This window comes from Pseudoselenomonas ruminantium, from assembly GCF_900142515.1.
GTDB lineage: Bacteria > Bacillota > Negativicutes > Selenomonadales > Selenomonadaceae > Selenomonas_A > Selenomonas_A ruminantium_D.
The window spans coordinates 74198-92636 of record NZ_FRBC01000011.1 but is presented as its reverse complement, the minus strand read 5'-3'; the positions used below and the strand labels follow the sequence as shown (position 1 = coordinate 92636).

19 protein-coding genes are annotated in these 18439 nt (G+C 51.3%); 13 read left to right on the top strand and 6 right to left on the bottom strand.

Translation table 11 applies throughout. The features are described from left to right. From BUB68_RS07275 to BUB68_RS07250, 6 genes are all read left to right on the top strand, one after another. The coding region (locus BUB68_RS07275) for a zinc ribbon domain-containing protein (RefSeq protein WP_143188106.1) at positions 1–274 on the top strand (274 nt) is incomplete at its 5' end. A gap of 142 nt (positions 275–416) precedes the next feature. Next, positions 417–803 carry an SMU1112c/YaeR family gloxylase I-like metalloprotein gene (gene gloA2, locus BUB68_RS07270; protein ID WP_073089577.1) on the top strand — a complete coding sequence of 129 codons (387 nt, stop codon included), beginning with the start codon at positions 417–419 and terminating at the stop codon, positions 801–803. A 15-nt stretch (positions 804–818) separates the two neighbouring features. Continuing rightward, positions 819–2096, top strand: a complete 1278-nt coding sequence (locus tag BUB68_RS07265; RefSeq protein WP_073089575.1) for an L-cysteine desulfidase family protein — start codon at positions 819–821, stop codon at positions 2094–2096. Between the two features lie 120 nt (positions 2097–2216). Then, entirely contained in the window at positions 2217–3224 is a 1008-nt protein-coding gene (gene cbiM / locus BUB68_RS07260) for a cobalt transporter CbiM (protein ID WP_073089573.1), read from the top strand. 38 nt (positions 3225–3262) lie between these two features. Then, positions 3263–4069 carry an energy-coupling factor transporter transmembrane component T gene (locus tag BUB68_RS07255; protein WP_073089571.1) on the top strand — a complete coding sequence of 269 codons (807 nt, stop codon included), beginning with the start codon at positions 3263–3265 and terminating at the stop codon, positions 4067–4069. 11 nt (positions 4070–4080) lie between these two features. After that, entirely contained in the window at positions 4081–4767 is a 687-nt protein-coding gene (locus BUB68_RS07250; protein ID WP_073089569.1) for an energy-coupling factor ABC transporter ATP-binding protein, read from the top strand. Here BUB68_RS07250 and BUB68_RS07245 read toward each other — a convergent pair. Continuing rightward, positions 4756–5385 carry a lactate utilization protein gene (locus BUB68_RS07245; protein ID WP_073089567.1) on the bottom strand — a complete coding sequence of 210 codons (630 nt, stop codon included), beginning with the start codon at positions 5383–5385 and terminating at the stop codon, positions 4756–4758. The genes BUB68_RS07250 and BUB68_RS07245 overlap by 12 nt on opposite strands. Positions 5386–5545: 160 nt before the next feature. Here BUB68_RS07245 and BUB68_RS07240 point away from each other — a divergent pair, with 160 nt between their 5' ends. After that, positions 5546–6442, top strand: coding sequence for a DMT family transporter (locus BUB68_RS07240; protein ID WP_073089564.1), 897 nt, complete (start codon positions 5546–5548; stop codon positions 6440–6442). Positions 6443–6458: 16 nt separating this feature from the next. Here the strand turns inward: BUB68_RS07240 and BUB68_RS07235 are convergent, their stop codons facing one another. The 4 genes from BUB68_RS07235 to BUB68_RS07220 form a co-directional block, all read right to left on the bottom strand. Further along, entirely contained in the window at positions 6459–8975 is a 2517-nt protein-coding gene (locus BUB68_RS07235) for an ATP-binding protein (RefSeq protein ID WP_073089562.1), read from the bottom strand. Then, positions 8968–10086: a BMP family ABC transporter substrate-binding protein gene (locus tag BUB68_RS07230; protein WP_073089559.1), complete on the bottom strand. Its 1119-nt coding sequence runs from the start codon at positions 10084–10086 to the stop codon at positions 8968–8970. Before BUB68_RS07230 ends, BUB68_RS07235 begins: the two co-directional genes overlap by 8 nt. Before the next feature lie 52 nt (positions 10087–10138). Further along, the gene (locus BUB68_RS07225; protein WP_073089557.1) at positions 10139–10468 is read right to left on the bottom strand and encodes a hypothetical protein; all 330 of its coding nucleotides are present in this window, start codon (positions 10466–10468) and stop codon (positions 10139–10141) included. A 156-nt stretch (positions 10469–10624) separates the two neighbouring features. After that, the gene (locus BUB68_RS07220; protein ID WP_073089555.1) at positions 10625–11665 is read right to left on the bottom strand and encodes an HD-GYP domain-containing protein; all 1041 of its coding nucleotides are present in this window, start codon (positions 11663–11665) and stop codon (positions 10625–10627) included. Positions 11666–11875: 210 nt separating this feature from the next. On the opposite strand from BUB68_RS07220, the gene BUB68_RS07215 reads away from it, so the two are divergent. Then, positions 11876–13195: a GHKL domain-containing protein gene (locus BUB68_RS07215; protein ID WP_073089553.1), complete on the top strand. Its 1320-nt coding sequence runs from the start codon at positions 11876–11878 to the stop codon at positions 13193–13195. 89 nt (positions 13196–13284) lie between these two features. On the opposite strand, the gene BUB68_RS07210 is transcribed toward BUB68_RS07215, so the two are convergent. Next, positions 13285–14535: a VanW family protein gene (locus BUB68_RS07210; RefSeq protein WP_073089551.1), complete on the bottom strand. Its 1251-nt coding sequence runs from the start codon at positions 14533–14535 to the stop codon at positions 13285–13287. Between the two features lie 164 nt (positions 14536–14699). On the opposite strand from BUB68_RS07210, the gene BUB68_RS07205 reads away from it, so the two are divergent. Genes BUB68_RS07205 through BUB68_RS07185 form a run of 5 tightly spaced genes read left to right on the top strand, consistent with a single transcriptional unit; the run spans position 14700 to position 18316 of the window. Then, complete coding sequence (locus BUB68_RS07205) at positions 14700–15503, top strand: Cof-type HAD-IIB family hydrolase (protein WP_073089549.1); 804 nt, start codon at positions 14700–14702, stop codon at positions 15501–15503. 10 nt (positions 15504–15513) lie between these two features. Then, positions 15514–16446: a ComEC/Rec2 family competence protein gene (locus BUB68_RS07200; RefSeq protein WP_073089546.1), complete on the top strand. Its 933-nt coding sequence runs from the start codon at positions 15514–15516 to the stop codon at positions 16444–16446. Then, positions 16443–16643, top strand: a complete 201-nt coding sequence (locus BUB68_RS07195; RefSeq protein ID WP_073089544.1) for a DUF3006 domain-containing protein — start codon at positions 16443–16445, stop codon at positions 16641–16643. The genes BUB68_RS07200 and BUB68_RS07195 overlap by 4 nt, the downstream gene beginning before the upstream one ends. Positions 16644–16660: 17 nt before the next feature. Continuing rightward, positions 16661–17719, top strand: a complete 1059-nt coding sequence (locus BUB68_RS07190) for an N-acetylmuramoyl-L-alanine amidase family protein (protein ID WP_073089542.1) — start codon at positions 16661–16663, stop codon at positions 17717–17719. Between the two features lie 9 nt (positions 17720–17728). Beyond that, positions 17729–18316: a GerMN domain-containing protein gene (locus tag BUB68_RS07185; RefSeq protein WP_073089540.1), complete on the top strand. Its 588-nt coding sequence runs from the start codon at positions 17729–17731 to the stop codon at positions 18314–18316. Positions 18317–18439: the final 123 nt, after the last annotated feature.

Genomic DNA, 18439 nt, shown 5'->3' with positions numbered 1-18439 from the left:
TGAATACAAAGCAAAAGAACGAGGTATAGCGGTCATCCTGACGGAAGAAAGCTATACGAGCGGTACATCATTCCTGGATGAAGAAGTCCCGGCAAAGGAAAACTATGACAAGACACGCAGGATACATCGCGGACTATTCCGGGCAAACGATGGCAGGCTCATAAATGCCGATGTCAATGGAGCTTTCCAGATAATGAGAAAAGTATTCCCGAATGTTTCGGCTGACGGGATAGAGGGCGTAGTGCTGCGTCCAGTTGTGGTAGTTGCTGCGTAGACCGCTTGCTTGGTTGAGGACTCGTCCGATACTCGGCTTGTCGAGAGCGGTTAACGAACAACAAAGTTTATAAAAATATTTAACATTATTTGTTAAGCTTGTTTATAAATACAGCATGGATGCTTTGCAGGAGGAGGAGTCTATGGATTTAAAGCATATCCATCATGTGGCCATCATTGGCAGTGATTATGAGCGGAGCAGGCATTTTTATGTGGATATCCTGGGATTCGCGGTAATTCGGGAACATTACCGTGAGGAGCAGCAGGATTGGAAGATTGACCTGCGTTTAGAAGGGGCTGAACTGGAGCTCTTTATCAAAGCGGACTGTCCGGCCCGCCCCGGCTGGCCGGGAAAAGAGGCTTACGGGCTCAGGCATCTGGCCTTGCGGGTGGATTCCGTAGAGGATACGGTGCGGGAATTGAATGATAAGGGCGTGGCCACGGAACCCATCAGGAGAGATACCTTTACGGGAGAGAAGATGACGTTCTTCCACGACCCTGATGGACTGCCTATAGAAATACACGAATGAAACGGAGAAAAATACATGGAAAAAAATAGCCCTATCTACCGAGATTATGTGGAGATCCTGAAACGGGAACTTGTACCGGCCATGGGCTGCACGGAACCTATTGCCATCGCCTATTGTGCCGCCAAGGCCAGGGCAGTGCTGGGGTGTCTGCCGGATAAGGTCATAGTAGCGGCCAGCGGCAATATCATCAAGAATGTCAAGAGCGTCATCGTCCCCAACACCGGCGGGCGCAAGGGCATTGAAGCGGCGGCGGCTATTGGCATTGTCGCTGGGGACGAGGAGGCCGGCCTTGAGGTCATTGCCCGTGCCAAAGAGGAAGACAAGGCAAAGCTGGCGGACTATCTGAGCCGGACGGCCATCAATGTGGAGCTGGCCCTGACGGAGAATGTTCTCGATATCCATGTGCAGGTCAGCAATGGGGAAGATACTGCCGAAGTACATATCGTCAACGAACATACTAATATCGTTCGGATTGTCCGCAACGGCGAAATCCTGCTGGCGAAGGAAATCGTAAATGTTGTGGATGATGGCAAGCCGGATTATGAATTCCTGACAATCAAAGATATCTACGATTTTGCCATGACTTGCGACCTGAATGATGTGCGGGAAATCCTCGACCGGCAGATCGCCTATAATACCGCCATTGCTGCCGAAGGGCTCAAAAACGATTACGGCGCCAATATCGGCAAGACCCTGCTCAAAGCCTATGGCCATGACGTGCGTATCCGCGCTCGGGCAAAAGCGGCTGCTGGTTCTGATGCCCGCATGGGGGGGTGCGAACTGCCGGTGGTCATCAATTCCGGTAGTGGCAATCAGGGCATGACGGTATCTTTGCCTGTCATTGAATACGCCGGGGAAGTGGGAGCTGATCGTGAAACACTTTACCGCGCCTTGCTGCTGTCCAATCTCGTCACGCTGCATGAAAAGGAGGGCATTGGCCGTCTGTCTGCTTATTGCGGTGCCATCAGTGCTGGTGTAGGTGCGGGCGCAGGCATAGCCTTTCTCTGCGGCGGGGATTACAAGATGATCGTTCACACTATCGTCAATGCATTGGCCATCACCTCCGGTATTGTCTGTGACGGGGCCAAGGCATCTTGTGCCGCTAAGATTGCCGCCGCTGTGGATGCAGGCATACTGGGCTTTGAGATGTATCGCAATGGCCAGCAGTTCTATGATGGCGAAGGGCTGGTCAGGAAGGGCGTGGAAAACACCATTCGCAATATCAGCCGTCTGGGGCGCATTGGCATGAAGGAAACAGATAAGGAAATCATCAGCATGATGATTGGAAAATGATTCCGCGTCTGGAGACAGAGGCAGTCCATAAAAATAACCCCCCGGGGAGCTTACGCATAGAGAGAATTTTCGTTACAATGAGTCTGTGATCATAATCATTTTAACGAGGAGGTATCATCTATGCACATTCCTGAAAATTATCTCAGTCCGTCCACCTGTGCCGTGCTGGGCGCTGCCATGCTGCCGGTCTGGCTGATGGCGGTGAAGAAGGTGCGGCAGGAAGTGCCGCCGGAAAAAATGCCCCTGCTGGGCATCGGGGCAGCCCTGTCCTTCCTGAGCATGATGTTCAATATTCCCCTGCCTGGGGGGACTACGGGGCATGCCGTCGGCGGCACCCTGCTGGCGGTGCTCTTCGGTCCCTGGTCAGCCTGTCTGGCCGTGAGTCTGGCTCTCTTTGTGCAAGCGCTGTTCTTTGGGGACGGAGGCATCCTTGCCTTTGGGGCCAACTGCTTCAATATGGCCTTTGCCATGCCTTTTGCCGGTTATGCGATTTACAAAGGGGTTCTGCGGGCCTTCCCGCAGCGGCAGCTGCTGGCTGCAGGCCTGGGCTCTTATGTGGGCATAAACCTGGCGGCGTTCTTTGCTGCCATTGAGTTTGGCATCCAGCCCCTGCTCTTCATGGATGGAGCCGGCCATGCCCTCTATGCGCCTTATCCGCTCTGGGTGTCCATTCCGGCCATGATGATTGGCCATCTGACTATCTTTGGTCTGGCAGAAGTCATCTTCACGACAGCAGTGCTGGGGTATCTGCAGAAAGCTGCGCCGCAGCTGGCCCAGGGCAAGGCTGAGAAAGCCAGCCCGGCGGTCTATGGGCTGCTGGCTTTGCTGATATGCGGCACGCCACTAGGGCTGCTGGCTACGGGAACCGCCTGGGGGGAATGGGATGCTGAGGAACTGGCAGAACAGGATTACCTGGGTTCGGCATTGGGCTATGTTCCGTCTGGCATGGAAGATGGCTTTTCTTTTGCGGCCCTGTTCCCGGATTATGCCATCGAGGGCATGCCGGAAATCTTTGGCTATATTCTTTCGGCCGTTATCGGCACGGCCCTGCTGGTGCTGCTGTTCAAGCTCGTCGCCAGCTTCATCGGGCACAAGACCAATTATGATGCGCCGGCTCATGAGAGCTGATATCTTGCGTGGGCGGCGTTGTTTGTGAGGCGATAAGATTGAATCTTCCCCTTTGGGCAAGAAATGAAGAAACATATACGCCGTCACGGGACCGGGATTATTTCATCTCCCGGTCTCTTTTGCGTGTCCTGACGGTGGTTTTGGCCTTGCGCCGACAGGGCAGGAGCAGGAGCTTCCTGACCGCACCGGGGATGCTGGCCTTTCTGGCGGTATTCCTCCTGCTGACGGTAATGGCTCGTACCCTGACCTTCCTCTCCTGCCAGCTGGCTCTGGAGCTCGTCATCCTCTGCCTGTTGCCGGGTAAAAGTGTGGGCAGGATTTTGGGCAGTGCTCTGCTGGCTGCGCTGTTTTCGGCCCTGTTGGTGTCTCCGGCGCTGCTGCTGGGCAGCGGGCTGCAGGTATTCCTGCTGCCAGCCAAAAGCCTGCTGACAGTTATGGCCGTGGGCATTGTCACGGAACTTCTGCCTTGGCATGAATTGACCGGAGCCCTGCGTTTTTTCCGCCTGCCGCAGGAACTGGTGTTTATCCTGGATACGACTCTGCGCAATATCCTGTTGCTGGGGCAGATGGCAGAACATCTGCTGACGGCACTGAAACTACGCTCGGTGGGGTACAACCGGCATAAGGCCAGGGCATTATCGGGCGTGCTCGGGGTGCTTTTCCTGCATGCCCAGCATCTGTCGATGCAGATGTATGAGGCCATGGTGTGCCGAGGCTTCACGGGGGAATATCCTCCAATGCAAAAGCTCCCGTCCTGGGGCGGGAGCCTGCTCTTATTGTTCGTACTCAGTGGTTTGGGCCTGTTGTTTGCCTGTCTGGAAGGCGGCATCCTCGGGCGTGTTTAGGGAGGATTGGGATGAAACAGATAGAATGCCATGATGTCTGCTATGCCTATGATGGCGAACCGGTGCTGCGTCATGTTGACCTGGCGGTGGCACAGGGGGAGGCGGTGGCCCTGACGGGGCCCAATGGTGCCGGCAAATCCACCCTGTTGCGTCTGCTGAATGGCTTGATTTTCCCGGAACGAGGCAGTTATTTTTTTGAAGGCTGGGAGATCACGAAAAAACTGATGGCGGAGCATAAGTATTCCAAGTATTTCCATCAGCGCCTGGGCTATGTCTGGCAGAATCCCGACGTGCAGCTCTTCTGCAGCAGCGTGGCGGAAGAATTGGCCTTTGGTCCTGCACAGATGGGACTTTCGGCGGCAGAAATCGATGAGCGTGTACAGGATGCCCTGGAGCTTTTCGGCCTGACGCGGCTGCGGGATCGGGCGCCGTACACCCTGTCCGGAGGTGAAAAGAAAAAAGCCGCCCTGGCATCCATCCTTACCATGAACCCGCAGGTATGGACTTTGGATGAACCCTTGGCGGCTCTCGATGAAAAGACGCAGGACTGGCTGGTGGAGTTCCTGCAGGCCTTGAAGGCTGCAGGCAAGACACTTATCTTTTCCACGCATGAAGACCGGCTGCTGAAGCAGTTAGCGGACAGGCAGCTGGTCTTGAACAGTCAGCATGAAATAAGTCTGTATGGATCAGAATCCTAAGCTGTCGTTGACAAGGATTACCTGAATGCGTCCTTTGTGCAGGGAATAGCGGGTAATCAAAAACTGGCAGCAGATGGTGTCGGGACTTTTGCAGTCAAAGCAGGCACCTGTTTTGGCGCAGGGCGTGCTGAGCCCGAAGCGCTGGGCATTGATGGGAGCCGCCACGTTGCGGGCCCGCTTCATGGCGCCGTCCAGATCGTCGCAGACTTTGTTGAGCCCCACGATGAAGAGTACTTTTTTCGGTCCCTGGGCAATGGCGGACACCCGGTTGGCGTTGCCGTCAATATTGACTAATATGCCATCTTGCGTCATGGCATTGGTGCTGGATAGAAATACGTCAGCATCATAGGCCATCAGCATGGCCTGGCGCTTGTCTTCCACTTTGTCCCGGTCGATGAAGTTGTAGTCACCTTTGACCAGAGCATCCGTCAAACCGATTTCATGGACGCTCATGGCACCGCCCATGGTTACGGTACTGCCCTGGGGAATGAGTTCCAAAGCCAGTTTCAGGGCTTCTTCCTTGTCCTTGGCATAGAAACCTTCCATATTGCGGGACTGCAGGCCTTTGATAACCGTCTGGGCCAGCAGCTCATTGCGCTTGCGGATATTTTCGTTCATTTAGCTCTCCTCCTGTTAGTGGTTAATAAACACATACATTTTAATTTCGCCATATTTTATGGTATTTCCTGCTTTGGGAAGGAAATCTTTGGGGGTTGTTGACAGGTCAGGTTATTTGCTTTAGCATGAAAACAGTTGTTTTACAAGGGGGACTTATTTCATGCAAATGCGGGGCAATATCTTGTTGTTGATTACAGCGTTCATCTGGGGCACGGCTTTCGTGGCCCAGCAGGTGGGCATGGAGGAGCTGGGGCCTTTTACTTATGCGGCTGCCCGCTTCTTTTTGGGAACGTTGTTTTTGACAGGGCTTTGGCTGCTGGGCAGAAAGCGGCGTGCGTTCCGGAAGCAGAGAGGAATATATCATTCCGGTTGGAAGATGGGACTGGTGGCAGGGGTGATGCTCTTTGTGGCCAGCTCGCTGCAGCAATATGCCCTGCAGTTTACCACCGTGGGAAAGACTTCCTTCATCACGGCACTCTATATTGTGCTGGTGCCGTTAGGGGCAGCTCTTTTCCGCCTGGCTAAGGTGTATCTGGTCAATTGGCTGGGCGCGGTATTGGCGTTGGGCGGGCTTTATCTATTGACCATTCAGGGGACGGTTACCCTCAACCTGGGAGATATATTGGTGGCCATCAGTGCTCTGGGCTGGACGTCACAGATTCTTTACATTGACCGCTTTGCTCCCCATGTGGATGTGCTGGAGCTTTCCCTGAGTCAGACTATCTGCTGTTTTGCTGCCAGTCTTTTAATGGCGCTGGGCACGGAAACGATGGCACTAGCGCCCGTCATCCATTCCTGGGTGTCGATTGCCTACGCTGGCGTGCTTTCAACCGGCGTAGCCTTCACCCTGCAGATTGTTGGACAGAAATACGCCGCTCCCAGTGAAGCGGCGGTAATCATGAGTTTTGAAGCGGTGTTCGGCGCTTTGGCCAGTTTCGTGATCTTGGGCGAACAGATGAGCACCGCCCAAATCTGTGGCTGCCTGCTGATGTTTTCCGGGGTTATTGTCAGCCAGCTGCGCACAATCATGCAGAAGAAAAATGTCCCGGCAAAATGAGCAGGGACATTTATTTCTATTGTGAGACAGCTGATGATGCTACCTGGCGGTAGAGGTTCATGATGTCTGCGTGGTTCTGCTGGATGTAATCCATAGCCTGCTGTTGCTGGTGGGGGGTAGCATCTTCTGCCAGATAGTCTTTGACTGCCTGTTCCTGGTCCTTGGCTTTTTGGTTGAGACTGCGGCAGCCGATGGTCAGGGCGGTGGACTTGAGCGCATGGATATTGATGCGGTAATTTTTCCAGTTGGCGGCAGCCAGATCATTATCCAGCTGGGCAATCTTGTCGGTGGACTGGTCATGGAACATGGTCAGCACTTTGTCGTAGATTGCCTGCATATTGTTGCAGTAGGTCAGTCCAATCTTGTGGTCAATCAGGGGAGGGGCTGGTGGTGTGTCCGCTGTGCTGGCTGGTTCTTTTGCTTCGACAGGTGCCGGCGCAGGGGATGAGGTCAGCAATGGCTGCAGGATAAGCTCCGGTGGCAGGTAGCGGTGCAGCATGGCGGTGAGGTCGTCACCGGTCATGGGTTTGCTCAGATAATTGTCAAAGCCCTCGCTGAGAAATTTTTCCCGGGAACCGGAGATCGCCGTCGCCGTCAGGGCAATAAAGCGGGTTGAACCGACATTGGGCAGCTGCTTTGCCTTATGCAGGGTTTCCACGCCATCCATGCCGGGCATCATGTAGTCCAGCAGCACCACATGGAAGCGTTGTTTTTGCAGGGCTTCCAGGGCTTCGTCGCCACTGTGGGCGATGACCGTCTGCACCTGGGTTTCCTTGAGCAGGCTGCCTGCTACAAAGCAATTCATGTCGTTGTCATCGACGATGAGCACTTGCGCATCCGGTGCGATAAAACCGGCCTGATGGCGAAGGTTGGTGTCAAGGTCCGGCTGGGCGTTGAGACTGAAAACGCCTACGGGGTCAAAGGAGTGAATCTCCTGCGGCAGCTTGATGGTAAATACACTGCCTTCTCCGTAAGTGCTGTCCACCTTGATGCTGCCCTTCATCATATTGAGCAGACGATGGGTGATGGCCAGTCCCAGGCCGGTTCCCTCAATCTGACAGTTGCGCTTGATGTCGAGTCGTTCAAATACATGGAACAGCCGTTCTTTATCCTCTTCGCGAATACCGATGCCGGTATCGGTGACAGCAGCCTGCAGATAGAGGGTGCTGTCCTTACGCTGGCCACTGATGTCCAGTGTAATTGAGCCTGAGGGTGTGTATTTGATGGCATTATTCAACAGATTGATGAGAATCTGCCGCAGGCGTCCCGTATCACCGTACAGGCCGTTGGGCAGATAAGGGTCAACGTGGATCTTGAAGGTCAGGTTTTTGGCCTGGGCGCGTACCCCAACCAAGGCACAGACTTCACGCAGTACCTGAGTCAGCTGATAGTCCGTAGGCACGATTTCCATGTGGCCGGATTCGATTTTGGAAAAATCCAGGATTTCATTGATAATGGTCAATAATGCCGCGGTGGCGGATTTGATGTTGCTGGCGTATTGCCGGACTTCTCCGGGCAGTTCCTGCCGCAGGATCATCTCGTTCATGCCGCTGATGGCATTCAGCGGGGTGCGGATTTCGTGACTCATATTGGCGAGAAACTGGCTTTTGGCCTGATTGGCAGTATCAGCGGCCAGTCTGGCCTGGCGCAGTTCCTCAGTTTCTGCTACACTGGTCTGGGCCATGAGCAGATAGATGCTCAGGCAGGCAAAGAGGACCAGCATCAGGGTGAATAGGAAGACCACGCGCTGGTAGATGCTGATGATCTGGCCGGCCACTGCAGACCAGGGCATATAGCCAATCAGGGAGAAATCGGTCTGGGGCAGATCGGCGCCGAAGACGAAAAATTTTCCCTCAGCGCCTTCGGTATAAACAGCGGCGGCCTTGTTCCGTTCCAAACGATGATGGACTTCCTGCATACCTTTCTGAATGGTATCATCGGCCCAGAATTTGGTATCTTCCGTGGTATAGTTTTCATAGGGAACGGCCAGTGTGCCATCATGGTATTGGATGATGACATGGGTGAAGGCATCGTAGTCAGAAAGGGCAAACAACTGGGGCAGCATGCTGATGGGATAGATCTGATAAAGCACATAGCGGACGTTGTCGCCATAGATGACCGGGGTGGCCAGCAATATGCCAATGTCAGGATTGTAGTCGATGACGGTATTGCCATGGAAGGCCAGCTGCAGGCGGGGGAACGAGGTGCTGGAAACAGAACGGCCCAGGGTATGGTGCTGGAAGTCAATGAGGCCGGCCTGTCCCTGAGGATTCTGCTGGGCAAGCATCTTCAGCATGTCCTCTTTGTCCTCCTCGTGTTCGGACAGATGCTTGGAGGCAGTCTGAAGTGGCGTCAGGAAGCGGCGGAAGCGTTCGCCGGCCAGCAGGGAAAGGTCCTCGGTCTGGCGGGCGACAGAATGTTCAGCAGCTTTGTTGAGCATATCCACAATCCGCTGCTGGATGAAGATTCCGGAAAGAAAGATCAAGAATAGCATCGTCAGGATGGTCAACAGCATTTTTTTGCGGTTATTCAAGAATCTCCACCCCCTTTACCAGCCAGTCCATATGCTGGAGCAGGCGGTCATCCCGGATGGATTCATCCGGCCGGCAGCGAAGTTTTCCCTGGCGGTCATAGATTTCCCCGGCAAAGACAAAGCGACCGCCCAGCATCTTTTCCTTTATTTGGGCCAGTCGTGCTTTTTCTTCCTCCGTGACAGCAGCAGAAAAATCACATAGTTCCACGAATCCTGCTTCCATGCCTACCCATTGTTTGTCCATGTAGTTGAGTTCCCCCTTGAGATAACGGCGGATGATGTCTTCATAGTAGCGGTCCCAGTTGCAGACCACGGAGGTTAGGACATGGTCAGAGCGCCAGCCATGCTTGCCTAAGTCCTCATAGTAACCAATATAGTCAATGCCCAGTTCCTCAGCCACATCTGCGGCAGCTGGTTCGTCCTGATGATAGGTGAGGACGTCAGCACCGGCTTCTTTGATGAGACGGCGGGCTTCCCACGCTTCCTTTTCCTCATCCTGCCAGTTGCCTGTCCACATGACGACAACCCGGGCTGCGGGATTGGTTTGCTGCACGCCGAGGGTGAAGGCGTTGATGCCACGGTTGACCTCGGAGTTTTTCATAGCGGCTACATAGCCGATGACATTGCTCTTAGTGTGCATGCCGGCCAGGGCGCCGGCCAGATACCGCCCCTGATACATGCGGATGAAATAGGAGGTCATGTTGCGGGCATGGCATTCAGCTGAGTTGGTGCCGAAGGCAATGTGGGGGTATTGGCGGACAAGTTTTTGCGCTTCCTGGGAATAGGAATAACTGGCCAGGAATATCATCCCCGCACCTTCGCTGACCAGTTCATTGACGGCCTTTGTGCAGGCGCCGTCACCGATGATGCGTTCTTTGGTGAGAAGCTCGATACCCATGGAATTGCAGGCCTTATGGATACCGCGGTATTGGGGGGCGTTCCAGCCCTCCTCGTCAATGCCGCCCAACAGCACGATGCCGGCTTTGGGATGCGGCTGATCAAAGGTGCTGCTGGAGAAGATCCAACAGGCGGCGGCCAGCACGATCAGGATGAAGCTGACGATGAGCCGCGTGGCCCATTGGGACAAGCTATGTTGTTGCCAAAAGTTCATACCACTAAACCGCCTTTCTGCCAAACAGTGAAGACTTCATGACCAAACAAGGTCAGAATTGGAATTTATTCAGGGAATTCTGCAGATTCTGAGCCAGTTTCGCCAAGGACTGGCTGGCCGTGGCGATTTCATCAGCGGCCGTGGATTGTTCATCAGAAGCAGTGGCTACATTTTCCATTTCGCCGGAAACCTTGCCGCTGTTGGAGGAAATCTGCTCGGATTTCTGCTTGATATTGCTGGCTTCGGCCGACACGCCCTGCATATCCTGCGTCATATTGCGGATGCGGATGGCTACATCCCCGGAGGCAACACGGATCTGCTCAAAGGTTTCCCGCAGTTCCTCCGCATAAATTTTCCTCCAATCAGACAACGTTTCAGACAAACACAGGCATGCATTCCATGATTAGTTTTCGCCATATGGATTTATTATTCCTGCCCCATCATGACGAATATCCGAACCGTATGGCCTGATGTCAGGCTAAAGGGCAAATACAAAAAAGGCTCTGGAAAATTTCCTGCAGAGCCTTTGGAGGCATGTTTATTCTTCTCGCAGGTGGTAATGAACATCCTCATCGATCATCTGCAGCATGATGTCAGTGAAGAGGGGATCCAACTGCGTTTCGCGGGCATTGAGTATTTCCTGCCGGACCACAGCCTGGGGCAGAACGTCCCGATAACTGCGTTTGGAGGTCATGGCATCGTAGGCATCCGCCACGGCGATGATGCGGACCTTTTCGGGAATGGCAGTGCCGGCGAGTCCGTCCGGATAACCTGTACCGTCATAGCGTTCGTGATGGCTGCGGGCGGCAGTCAAAAGTTCGGGCATCTCCTTGACGTGGGCGAGGATATCGCTGCCGATATTGGTATGTTGACACATGGCAGCATATTCCTCATCCGTGAGTTTTGTGTTTTTGTTGATCAGGCTGGAAGGGATGCCAATCTTGCCGATGTCGTGAAGCTGTGCCATATAGTAGACGGCGCGCTGGTATTCTTCGGACTTACCCGCCCGACGGGCAATTTCCCGGGCGTAATCCGCTACGCGGTGGGAATGGCCGTGGGTGTATTTGTCTTTGGCATCGATGGTATCGGCAAGTGTCTCTATCATTTCCTGGAATAGACGCTGGGTGGAGGCTAGCCGTTCCTGGGCAATGGCTGTCTGCCGGTCGATTTCCTGCTGCATGTGATGTTGCAGGGCCTTGAGTTCCAAGGTCCGCTCGATGCGGCGCAGGATCAAAGTGGGGATGAAAGGCTTGTGGACAAAATCAAAGGCACCGGCCTGAATGCCCTGCACCTCGGTTTCCTGATCCAGATCACCGGTCAGCATGATGACCGGTATGGCACAGGTTTTTTCATTCTGCTGTAAAGCTGCCAGCACTTCAAAGCCATCCATTTCCGGCATATTGATGTCGAGGAGTATGAGATCGGCAGGCTGCTCTGCGAGCAGGGCGAGTGCTTCAGGGCCGTTGGACATGGCAACGAAGTCATAATCGGTGCTGAGGATGGCTTCCAGAGTCATCCGGTTGATGGAATCGTCATCCACGGCTATTATGCGGCGTCGTTTGAACGGTGGAATATTCATGATGAGGCTGCTCCTCTTTCTTTTAAAGTTAATCTGAATTTAATAAAAACTTAACTTATTTCTAATTTTATCCTAAGACTTGATTTTTAGCAATGTTTTTACAAAAGTAGCCGAAATATATCGTAAGTGGTAAAATAGATAACAGAGAAACTATTGCGAATTTTAGTCAGGTATCATTATGATATTACTTTTTGAAAGTGAGGTCCGGGAATGGAGTATCTATTGGCATTAACGCTGGTTTTTCTGCAGTTCAGTGGCGTTTGGCTTCGTTATCTTCCGTTTGCCCAAATCGCTTCAGTTGTGCAGCAGCACAAATTGCAGCAGCTGACAGTTGGCTGGGGAATCATGGCTTTCTTTATCTATGCTGCAGTTATGGCGATGTATGATGGGGAGGTACTGCGGTTCAAGCTGCTGGTGGCCTTTGGCTGGGTGCCGTTTTTCCTGATTGCTTATTACTGCATTCCCCGTGGATTCGTGCAGCATTTGTTTGTGCTGAGCATGCAAAGCCTGTTCTCCATATTGCTGCATACCATCAGCGGCTTTGTGGTCAGCGCGGTCCTGCCGGTTGATTATGGTGAACGCATGCATATGCTGATGATCATCAGCTGTTATCTCGTCCTTTTCCTGCTGCTGCTCCCCTTGGAACGGCAGATATTCAGCAATCTGATTCCGGTCCAGCGTTTCTTTCAATACCGGCATTTGGGACTCTATATCGCCCTGATGCCGCTGGTGGTATTGTTTGCCTACGCACTGCCCATGCTGGATGGCCAGCTTTACCATAGTGTGCCTGAGCGTGTCGGCCGTTTGGCACTGCCAATCGCTTTCTTTCTGATTTTCCGGCTGGTGCTCACCTCTGCCTATCATATGTCTGAACATACGGCCGAAGTCAATCGCAACAATCTCTTGGCACAACAGCTGTATTCCCTGCGGGAGTATACACGTCTGACAGAAGAACGGCGGCAGACCTTGCGTGTCCTGAATCATGATATGCGCCATTACAACCAGTTGCTCAGCACCTTGTTGGACAGTGGGCGCATCAGTGAGGCCAAACAGCTGGTGGCTAAGCAGTCAGCGGAAAGCGAACAGGCAATGATACGGGAATTCTGCACCAATGACCTTGTCAATGCAACTTTGTCGATCTATCACTATCATCTGGGCAATCTGGAAATCCCTTTGCAGCAGAAGGTAAATTTGCCCAAGGAGATGGTGGGCATGGATACAGATGTGGCTATTGTCCTGTCCAATCTGTTGGAAAATGCCCTGCATGCCAGCATGAATCAGCCTGTCATGGATCGTGCCGTCAAGGTTTCAGCACAGTGCACAGATGGGCAATTTTCCCTGTCGGTGGCCAATCGTTTTCAAGGGGCTTTAACACTGGATAGCGATGGTTTTCCCTATAGTGACGAGTCCAATCATGGCACGGGGATGATTGCTTTGCGTTCCTTTATCCGCAAGTACGGTGCCCAATGTGATTTCCGCCAGCAGGATGGCTGGGTTACGGTAGGGCTGAAGTGGCAGGGGGAGGATTAGAAATTAAGAAGGGGTGTTGCCTAAGTGAATTCTCATTTGGGCAACACCCCTTCTATTATAGTGTACCTGCATGTGTGTATCCTGAACGGTCAGGTGTTTTTCAGTGTTTCATATGTATCTGTATGCAGGAATTCTCGTTCTATTACTTGACCATCCTGTTTCCAAAGGCGGTAAACGGAAGGGTGCTGGGAACTTCCTTCTGTGATGAGTGCAATGCTTTTTCCATTAAGATCCGAACGGGTGCCTAGAACGTAAATGGTAAGAGCATTACCTGTGTTAGAGACAGTAAGATAGACTGGATGAGGAAGAGGATTGCGGAATACAAAATCTATCAGCCCGTCTGCGACAGTGGCATCGCGGCCGGCAGGTACATAGCTGGAAGCAGCGAAATGACCTGTGCGTTCGATAGGGGTGAGCCCTGCCAACAGGACTGCATTATACAAAGTTGAACTTACCTGGCAGACACCACCGCCTACATCAATCGCATGTTCACCGTAGATGATGACACCAGCATTTTTGTATCCGGCATCCCGGGTACGGGGGCCGACAATGCTGTTGAAGGACAAGGTGGAGCCGCTGCGGATCAATGCTCCCTGCAGGTGACTGGCGGCCAGACCGATGTTATCTCCGCGATCACCTGGATAAAAACGTGTGGTATAGGAACCTAGAATGCCATCCATAGCGGCCAGGTCTGCATCTTGAATGAATGGTGGCTGTTTTTCAGGTGTAAGCTCTTTTTTTACGGTGATGTTCAATGATTTGAATTCAGGAGCCAGTTCTGCGGCAATAGGATCGATATCAAGCGTCAAGCCTGTGACGGCAGCAGTTTTTTTGATGCTGCCATCTGCCTGTAAAGTGGCAACACCGTTTACAGGCGGTGTATCAATGGCATTTTTTATCTGTAGCAGCTGGTTGGTGAGGAGCTGCTCGTCATAACTGGCGTCCATGGTGATTGTCTGGCCAAAAATAGCACAGCGCATCTGGCTGATCAGATTTTGCAGGGGAGTGCCTTCTCGGCCGATACGATAGGCAGCTTCGACGGCTTCATCCACGTTGCCGTGAAGATTGATATCTGCCGGGTCAATGTGAAACGTACGTTCTTCGTAGTTCAGCACGGCTGCTTTTCGTTGTAATTTACTGTTGGCCGTGTCAGAAAAAAACTTGCGGGCCTCATTTTTGTTCATGCCGGCGATGGTCGTGCCGTAGGCTTGAACGCCCATGATGATCTTGTCTTGATTAACGACGGATACAGAAATACTGCCAGCGATTGCAATAGTAAGAACCGTGCCCAGGGCAGTAAGAGTGACAATTTTTCCTAGCGTAGTGGTAGAAATATTCATAATAAAGAGACACTCCTTACGAAAAATTCAACTGCTCTTTCATTATACTTTTTTTTAGACCACAGTGCAATTTTCTTTTTGTGAGGAAAGCCTTGAAAGAATACATGATTTTTAGTAACATGAAGAAAAGAAGTTATCTCGCTTGTAGTAGATAGGAGTTTTTTGTGACTAAGGCAGTATTTTTTGACATTGACGGTACACTGATCAATATTCATCATAAAAAAACAAGCATGTCTCCAAGTGTAAAGAAGGCAATTCGCGAATTGAGGGCTGCGGGACATCGTACTTTCATTGCATCGGGCAGGCCTTGGGCGTATCTTAGTGATGAACTGGTCCAGGAGGGACTCTTTGATGGCTTTGTTTTGCTGAACGGAGCGATAGTCGTAATCGATGGGGAGATTATTTTCCGTCAGGATATGCCGGCAGATAAGATCCAGGCCATGGTCGCTTTGGCTGAGCAGAATGGCATCGAGTACATTTTGGAGAGTTATCCGCAGGTTTACTTACGGCCTGAATTTAAAGGGCTGGAAAATGTCTATCGCAATATCAATATTCATGTAGATCGTTTTGTAAGAGATTTTTCCTTAGAGGACATCGTGGCAGGAAAAGTGGAATTACTCTGTGATACTCCTGGGGCTGGCGGTGTATTTGAAAAATTGCTGTCCTGGCCGGGCGTGACTGGGCTTATAGATCCTACGCTGCGGAAGTACATGGAACTTTACGCCGCTGATGTGTCCAAGGCTACGGGCATTGAGCGGGCACTGGCCTATCTGAACATTCCGGTGGAGTCAAGCTATGCCTTTGGTGATGGCTTGAATGATCTGGAAATGATGAGCACTGTGGGGCATGCTTTGGTAATGGGAAATGCCGGACCGGAATTGAAAGCTCTGGCTGATCATGTATTGCCTACGGTAGATGAAGATGGTGTAGCAGAGGGGATTTACCGCTATATCCTGAAACGAATTTGAGGTGATTGGAATGAAAGGAAAATGGAAATTCCTGCTCGTGATGGTTTTGTCTGTATGTCTTCTGCTGACAGGTTGTGGTGGTAAGACGACAGATCAGGCCAGTGGCGGACAAAATGGCTCCATGACAGCTGAAGCTGTAAAGAATCTGACCGTGAAGATGCTTAATGTGGGGCAGGGCGATGCGATCTTGATAGAAACCCCTGAGCAGACGGTGCTCATTGATACCAGTGATCTGGATGAGCAGGAAAAGCTGCGCAATGAGCTGAAAAAGGCTGGTGTCAAGCGCATTGACAAGTTGATCCTCACGCATCCGCATGCGGACCATATTGGTGGTGTAGAGGGTGTCGTGTTGCAGGACTACGAAGTAGGTGAGGTTTTTGACAACGGAATGCCTTCCAAGTCAAAGGTCTATACACGTTACATGAAGCTGCTCAAACAGAAAAACATTAAGCGTCATGGTTTAGTGGCTGGTGATGAACTTGATTTTGGCGGCGGTGTGAAGTTTAAGGTCTATGCACCGGATAAGGCCGCAGTGGACAAGGGCAGCAAGACGACGGAACATCATGATCCAAACAATGAATCTGTGGTAGGCAGGCTTATCTTTGGCAACTTTTCTATGATGTTTACCGGAGATGCGGAGAAGGTCGAAGAAGAACCTATTGTGAAAGCCTATGGGAATGAGTTGAAGAGTGCGGTTCTCAAGGCAGGCCATCATGGCAGCAAGACTTCTTCTTCGGCGGAGTTCCTGCGGGCGGTAAATCCCGAAGCTGTGATGATTTCCTGTGGTGCCGGCAATGATTATGGGCATCCTCATGCGCAGACCATGAAAAAGTATCACTCAATGAAGCTGAAGATTTATGAGACTGATAAAAATGGTACCATTACATTAACAACAGATGGCAAGGGTTATAATATTGTGACGGAAATGGGGGACGTACAGTGATTTCTGCTTATATTGACCGATATGAAGGCGAATTGGCGGTACTGCTCTTAGGAGAAACCATGAAAAAGGTGAATTTTCCCCGGGAGTTTCTGCCTGCTGAAGTGGGGGAAGGCGATTATATTACGCTGGACATTGCCTTGGATAAAGAGGCTAATGAGCAGGCAGAGGCAGAGGCCCTGGAGCTTCTACGCGATTGATTTAGGAGGCAAGTTTGATGAATAACGTATTCCGCTGGGTAAGTTTAGTGGGCGTTTTGGTGGCTTTTTTTGTTGGTATATGGACACCTGGTGTAGTAGAAGCAGCTCGTGATAATCATAGCCATAAATTGAATTACTTTCAGACTAGTAAGGTAAAGATAGCGGGAAGGAACGCCTTGCGGATTGAGATCGGCATGACAGGGGATGAACCGGCGTATACTGTCAAGGAACTCCCTTATTTGCGCCAGCAGCTGGTTATAACCTTACCGCAAACTAAGCGTGGCAAGGTGAAGAATTTCATTGCCATGAAAAATGGTCTGGCAAATCAGGTCAGTATTGCTGAAGTAGGCAGGGATACACAAATCACGATTGATTGCACGCAGCCTGTAATCAAGGATAATTATAAAATATCGACTCTCCCCCGGGAAAAGCGGTTGAATAAGCCGGCTCGTATCGTGATAGAACTTATGGAACCCTATAAGGAGGCACCGCCTGCTGCTGCCGGATTGAACGGCAAGACAATCGTAGTGGATGCCGGGCATGGTGGCAGTGACAGTGGGGCTGTGGGACCTAATGGTGTAATGGAAAAAAACGTTACGTTGGCGGTGGCGAAAAAGGTGCAGAATATCCTGACCCAATCGGGTGCCAATGTACTTATGACCCGTACCACAGATGTAGATGTTTTTGCGCCTAATGCTACAGCTAAGCAAGAATTGCAGGCGCGTTGTGATGTGGCAAATCGGGACAGTCGTGCGGCGCTGTTCCTGTCTATCCATTGTAATGCATTTTCCAGTCCGGCAGCACATGGGATGGAAACCTATTATAATGCAGGCTCTGCTAAAGGCCAGAGATTTGCCACGTTGCTGAATGAGGAGCTGGCGAAAGCTGGAGGGCTGTTCAATCGCGGAGTCAAGACGGCTAATTATTATGTCTTGCGTCATACCACGATGCCTGCTTCATTGATTGAGCTGGGTTTTGTGACCAATTATAATGAAGAACAGCTTTTACGTAGCGATGCCTATCAGAATAAGATAGCTGCTGCGATTGTGCAGGGCATTGCACGTTATTTTAAATGAGGTGATATCATGAAGAAAATACGCGCTATTCTGTTGGCTTTGCTGGCAGTGACCGTGCTATGCGCAGCTGGCTGCAGTGAAGATAAGAAATTATCTTCAGATACAGGAGACAGTCCGGCTGTTACTGCTGAAAAGGGAAAGTTACCAAATTCGCTGCCTGAAAATGAGAAAGACAAAAAAAGCGAGAAATTAACGGTCAAAGTTTATTATCCTGACGAACAGGGTCTGAAGCTTCAGTCTGTGACGAAGACTGTGAAAGTTGGCGGTTCAGATAAATATACAGCTGCGCTGAAGGCCTTGTTGGATGGAACGAAAGAAAAAGGACTGGCAACTATCGTACCCAAGCAGGCAAAAATCAAAAGTGTAAAGGTGCAAGGCGATACGGCTTTTGTAGATTTTGATGATAATCTGGTCAAGAAATTTATTGGCGGTTCCACAGGTGAGGAAATGCTGGTGGGATCTATTGTCAACACGCTGACGGAATTCAGTGAGATCAAGAAAGTACAGCTCTTGGTGGAAGGAAAAAAGATTGAATCGATTTCCGGACATCTGGATTTGACAAAACCTGTAGAACGGATGGAAAATTTAATAAAATAAGCAATTGATTTTTTGACTTTTTTATAGAAGAACGCGGATAAACCCTTGTGTTTATTCGCGTTCTGTGGTATTATAGCGTAAGTATGGCATGCTTGCGGTTAAATGCGCAAAATCTTGTCCATG